Here is a 4,918-nt window from a genome sequence, read left to right as displayed (position 1 = left end):
TATCTGACCAACCTCTACCTCAGTCTCAACCTTAAACCCTTTTGGTTCAAATAACTCCTTTAATATTTGCGAGAAAAAGGGATGCCACTGTTTCTTTTTCATACAAAGAGTATACACCAAACGAAGGGTTATGTCAACTACAATTTTTCAACCTGTGCGGTTAGGTTATAGACTGCCAATTTAAGTTCCCGCCGTTGATGGGAGCTGAAATCTCCCCCGCTGGCGGGGGACATATCACACTTCTACCTTTAGATCCTTATCCCATCATTCCTGCTAATTTCTAACCGCACAGGTCGAAATCTTGCGGTTAGAAAATGGAGTTGAAATTCGAAATTAGAAATTAGGGGGAGAAATAAAAGCCCAATTTCTAATTTCCAATTTCAACTTTCTGTGAATGTTTACAAGTGTATATCCGAAACAAATCATCGGGAAAACGATAAAATGAACCGTCCCGTAATTTCCCTTTCTTTGCGTCCTTTGCGAAATCTTCCTTTGCGCTCTTTGCGGTTAAATCTTTATACCTTTAAAAAACTTGAACATCGAGTAACAACCTCTACTTTCCAGGTATATGTGCCGCAAGGTAATGCTTCCGTGAAGACAAATTTTGGCTCAGATGTCTTTATTCTCCACTCATTACCTAAACCAGATAGATGAATTCTATAATTACTTACATCGTTTGGAATTTTGAATTTTGGTCATTGGAATTTATTTGTATTTTGGAATTTGTGATTTGGAATTTTGTAATGGACTCCGCTCTCCAGCATGACCATATTTGGACAGTAAAACTTGTGGGACAGGCTAAGCTTTATTAAGGGGGAATAACATTGTTGACCCTTTCCTGGTAATAAAAGATTAGACTACCAATTCCCCCATTTCACTGAGCCATTACGGCAAGCGAATAAATTTTCTTGACAATGGAAATAAAGAAGGATATAATAATTAATAATGATAGCAATTTTAGATTTTGGCTCACAATATACACAACTTATCGCCCGCCGGGTGCGAGAACAACATATTTATTGTAAAATATTGCCTTATAACATTTCAGCACAGGAACTGAAGCAATTTAAAGGGATAATACTTTCTGGGGGCCCGGCAAGCGTTTATGATAAAGATGCACCTCTTGGAAAGCCAAAAATTTTGGAGTTAGGGCTACCTGTCTTAGGCATTTGTTATGGTATGCAATGGTTAGTGCAATGTCTGGGAGGTGAAGTTAAAAGTGCCAAAAGCCGTGAGTATGGTAAGGCAAAATTAGAGATGATAAGTTCTTCCTCTCTTTTTGCAGAACTTCCTGCATTTTCACAGGTCTGGATGAGCCATGGTGATAAAGTAGAACATCTACCTGATGGATTCAAGGTGATTGGGAAAACCACTAATTCACCTGCCTGTGCCATAGCAAACGAGGGCAAAAATATCTATGGACTTCAATTTCACCCGGAAGTAGCTCATACGACCTATGGAATGCAAATAATCAAAAATTTCCTGTTTAAAATTTGCCAGCTTGCACCTACCTGGACAATGGAATCATTTATTGATAGTAAAATAAAGGAAATAAGAGAAAAGGTAGGAAGTAAAAAGATTATCTGTGCCTTAAGTGGTGGTGTAGATTCATCAACCGTGGCTGTTCTGCTTCATAAGGCAATTGGGAATCAATTGACCTGCATATTTGTCAATAATGGTTTACTAAGAAAATATGAAGCCCAACGAGTGATAAAGACTTTTAGAGATTATTACCATGTCAACTTAGATTATTGCGATGCCAGCGAAAGATTTCTAACAAAACTTAAAGATGTCACCAACCCGGAATTAAAACGCAAGATTATTGGAAACGAATTTATCAAGGTATTTGAGGAAGAGGCAAAAAAAATAGGTGATGTATATTTTTTAGCCCAGGGAACTCTTTATCCAGATGTAATTGAAAGTGTTTCAACTAAAGGTCCTTCGGCAACGATTAAAACACATCATAATGTTGGTGGACTACCTGAAAAGATGCATCTGAAGTTAATTGAGCCGTTTAGAGAATTATTTAAGGATGAGGTTCGAATTCTGGCTAAAGAATTAGGCTTACCAGATGAAATTGTCTGGCAACATCCATTTCCAGGACCTGGATTAGCCGTGCGAATCATTGGCGAAATAACTATGGAAAGATTAAATATCCTTCGTGAGGCAGATTGGATAATTGAGCAGGAGATAAAAAAGGCTAATTTATATCACAAACTCTGGCAATGTTTTGCTGTATTTTTACCGGTTAAGACAGTAGGCGTGATGGGAGATGAACGAACTTATGAGGATGTGATTGCAGTTCGTGCGGTCACCTCGCAAGATGCTATGACCGCAGATTGGGCACAACTACCTCATTCCCTGCTAAATAAAATTGCGACTAAAATTGTTAATGAGGTGAAGGGCATAAACCGCGTCGTCTATGACATTACCTCTAAACCACCAGGAACGATTGAGTGGGAATAAAAATTATTGGTAACCGTTCAAGATATAGCCACAGAGCCACAGAGAACACAGAGGGAATATATAATCACGAATGAATCCCGTTAGATGTTTTACTGTCTCGAATCTCCCTGAACAACAAAAAGATTTGTAGGGCGAATTCGTGTCCTTATGTGACTAATTTCCTTAATTCTCTGTGAACTCTGTGCCTCTGTGGCTGAACGCTTACGAAAGGGGAATATTATGCAGACAAAAAAGGCAGTTATTTTACTTTCTGGTGGATTGGATTCGACTACGACACTTTATTGGGCAAAAAATAAAGGATATAAGTGTCATTGCCTTATCTTTGACTACCAGCAAAGACACCGCAAAGAAGTCCAATGTGCCAGGAAAATAGCCGTGATTACAGGCTGTGAATACCAAATCATTAAATTCCAATTACCCTGGTTGGGTAGTTCCTTGCTTGATAAAAGAATACCTATTCCGACTAATTCGAAATTCGAAATCCGAAATCCGAAATCCGAAATCCCATCCACCTATGTCCCGGCGCGCAATACTATCTTTCTTGCCTTTGCCTTATCCTATGCTGAGGCAATAGGGGTTAAAACTATATTTATTGGCGCTAATGCCTTAGATTATAGCGGCTATCCAGATTGCAGACCTGAATACTATAGCACATTTAACAATTTAGCCCAATTAGCCACTAAAACAGGGGTTGAGGGTTCAAAGATAAAAATCCTTACCCCTTTAATTGACAAATCTAAGGCTGAAATTGTCCAACTGGGGATTAAACTGAATGTGCCTTTTGAACTCACCTGGTCTTGCTACAAGGGTGGAAAAAAACCGTGTGGGAAGTGTGATAGTTGTGTTTTAAGAAGTAAAGGATTTAAGGAGGCAGGAATAAAAGAATAAGGAGGAATTGAATTATGGAAGAACAATATATGTTTTATATCATCTTAGCTATCTGGACACTATTTTTTATCTGGGCTTTTTCTTTATCAACTATCCTTTTTTCTCGATTAAAACAGATAGTTGATTCGCTAAACCAGGTAATTGACTTGCTCGAAAAATTACCGGTTGTCTTAGAGAAAAAACTAAAAAGTGACCAATAACTAACTACTATAGCAGTTATTAGTCAAAATTTTACTCAGAGTGGATAAGTAAAAAATCCCAAATCACAAGCACCAAATCTCAAATAAGCACCAAATTTCAAGTACTAAATACCAAACTATGGGGGCAATGTTTTGAATTTTGGTCATTCGAATTTATTTGGAATTTGTGATTTGGAATTTCATAGCCATATCTGGGTCAAATTTCGATTAATAAGTGCTATAAAGTTTTGGTAACCGTTCACCGCAGAAACGCAGCCTCTTACGTCTCTGCGGTAAATTACCACCTGAATGGTTATCGGTAACTATATGAGGTTGAAAATATTATGAGCACATTAGTGGTTATTCCAACTTATAATGAAAAGGATAATGTTCAAAAACTTATTCCTCAGATACTAAATTTAGAGGGCAAGATTAATGTATTAATCGTAGATGATAATTCGCCGGATGGAACAGGAGAGGCAGTAAATAAGTTAAAAGAGGAATTTCCAGACAGGGTTTTTGTGATTCATCGAACAGGCAAGTTAGGTTTTGCCTCTGCATATATTGAAGGATTTCAATTCGCCCTGGAGATGGATGTGGATTATATTATCAGTATGGATGCGGATTTTTCTCATAATCCTGCCTTCTTACCAGAATTTATCTCAGAACTTAAAGATTATGATGTTGCCGTTGGTTCTCGATACAGACATGGAACCGTAAGTGTCGTCAACTGGCCAATTAAAAGATTGATTTTATCAAGATTCGCCAATCTTTATGCAAAAATAGTGACCGGGTTGAAAATAAATGATTGCACTTCTGGGTTTGTAGGATATAGAGCAGATGTATTAGAAGGGATAAATTTTAAGAATATTGTTTCTGATGGATATTCTTTTTTAATAGAGATGAAATACAGGGCTTATAAAAAAGGATATAAGTTGACAGAAGTCCCTATTGTTTTTGAGGAAAGAAGATTAGGTCAATCAAAAATGTCAAAACGAATAATCTTTGAGGCATTATTTGTTGTCTGGAGAATTAGATTTGGCTTTTGAGGAATTTTTATTCATCATTTCAACAAATTTCGACCTGTATGCTTAAATGTAAAATGGATATTGCAAAATGAGAAATATAAAATGAAAATATGTAAATGAAGAGTAACCTGGAGTTTCGTTAATTTATGGTGACATTGAGGCTGTCTGAATTAAAAAATTAAGAGGATTTAAAGCCTCGTTATGTCTATTAGGGTCTTGATTTTGGTCAAAGGTGGTAAAAATAGGGTTAAAAGCATCTGGAATTTTTTGCATCTTAACTTCTAATGTTGAGTTATTAAAAAATATTTCAGCCCATAGACTACGGCGTAAGGCAGCTATCATATCAAGAAATGAAGG

Annotated in this window: 6 protein-coding genes; 5 read left to right on the top strand and 1 reads right to left on the bottom strand. The window is 36.9% G+C overall.

What is annotated here, in order from left to right; all coding sequences use genetic code 11:
• Positions 1-441 precede the first annotated feature (441 nt).
• The 5 genes from AB1414_15590 (at position 442) to AB1414_15570 (ending at position 4,582) form a co-directional block, all read left to right on the top strand.
• Complete coding sequence (locus tag AB1414_15590) at positions 442-654, top strand: hypothetical protein (protein ID MEW6608842.1); 213 nt, start codon at positions 442-444, stop codon at positions 652-654.
• A gap of 291 nt (positions 655-945) precedes the next feature.
• Positions 946-2,466: a glutamine-hydrolyzing GMP synthase gene (gene guaA, locus AB1414_15585; protein MEW6608841.1), complete on the top strand. Its 1,521-nt coding sequence runs from the start codon at positions 946-948 to the stop codon at positions 2,464-2,466.
• A gap of 219 nt (positions 2,467-2,685) precedes the next feature.
• Positions 2,686-3,354: a 7-cyano-7-deazaguanine synthase QueC gene (gene queC, locus AB1414_15580; GenBank protein MEW6608840.1), complete on the top strand. Its 669-nt coding sequence runs from the start codon at positions 2,686-2,688 to the stop codon at positions 3,352-3,354.
• Positions 3,355-3,368: 14 nt separating this feature from the next.
• Positions 3,369-3,554, top strand: a complete 186-nt coding sequence (locus AB1414_15575; GenBank protein ID MEW6608839.1) for a hypothetical protein — start codon at positions 3,369-3,371, stop codon at positions 3,552-3,554.
• Between the two features lie 323 nt (positions 3,555-3,877).
• Positions 3,878-4,582, top strand: a complete 705-nt coding sequence (locus AB1414_15570) for a polyprenol monophosphomannose synthase (protein MEW6608838.1) — start codon at positions 3,878-3,880, stop codon at positions 4,580-4,582.
• Positions 4,583-4,705: 123 nt separating this feature from the next.
• Here AB1414_15570 and AB1414_15565 read toward each other — a convergent pair.
• Positions 4,706-4,918 (bottom strand): hypothetical protein (locus tag AB1414_15565; GenBank protein MEW6608837.1); only part of this gene is annotated, 213 nt, incomplete at its 5' end.

It is taken from the genome of bacterium (assembly GCA_040755795.1).
Lineage (GTDB): Bacteria > UBA9089 > CG2-30-40-21 > CG2-30-40-21 > SBAY01 > JBFLXS01.
This window is presented reverse-complemented; position numbering and strand designations above follow the sequence as displayed.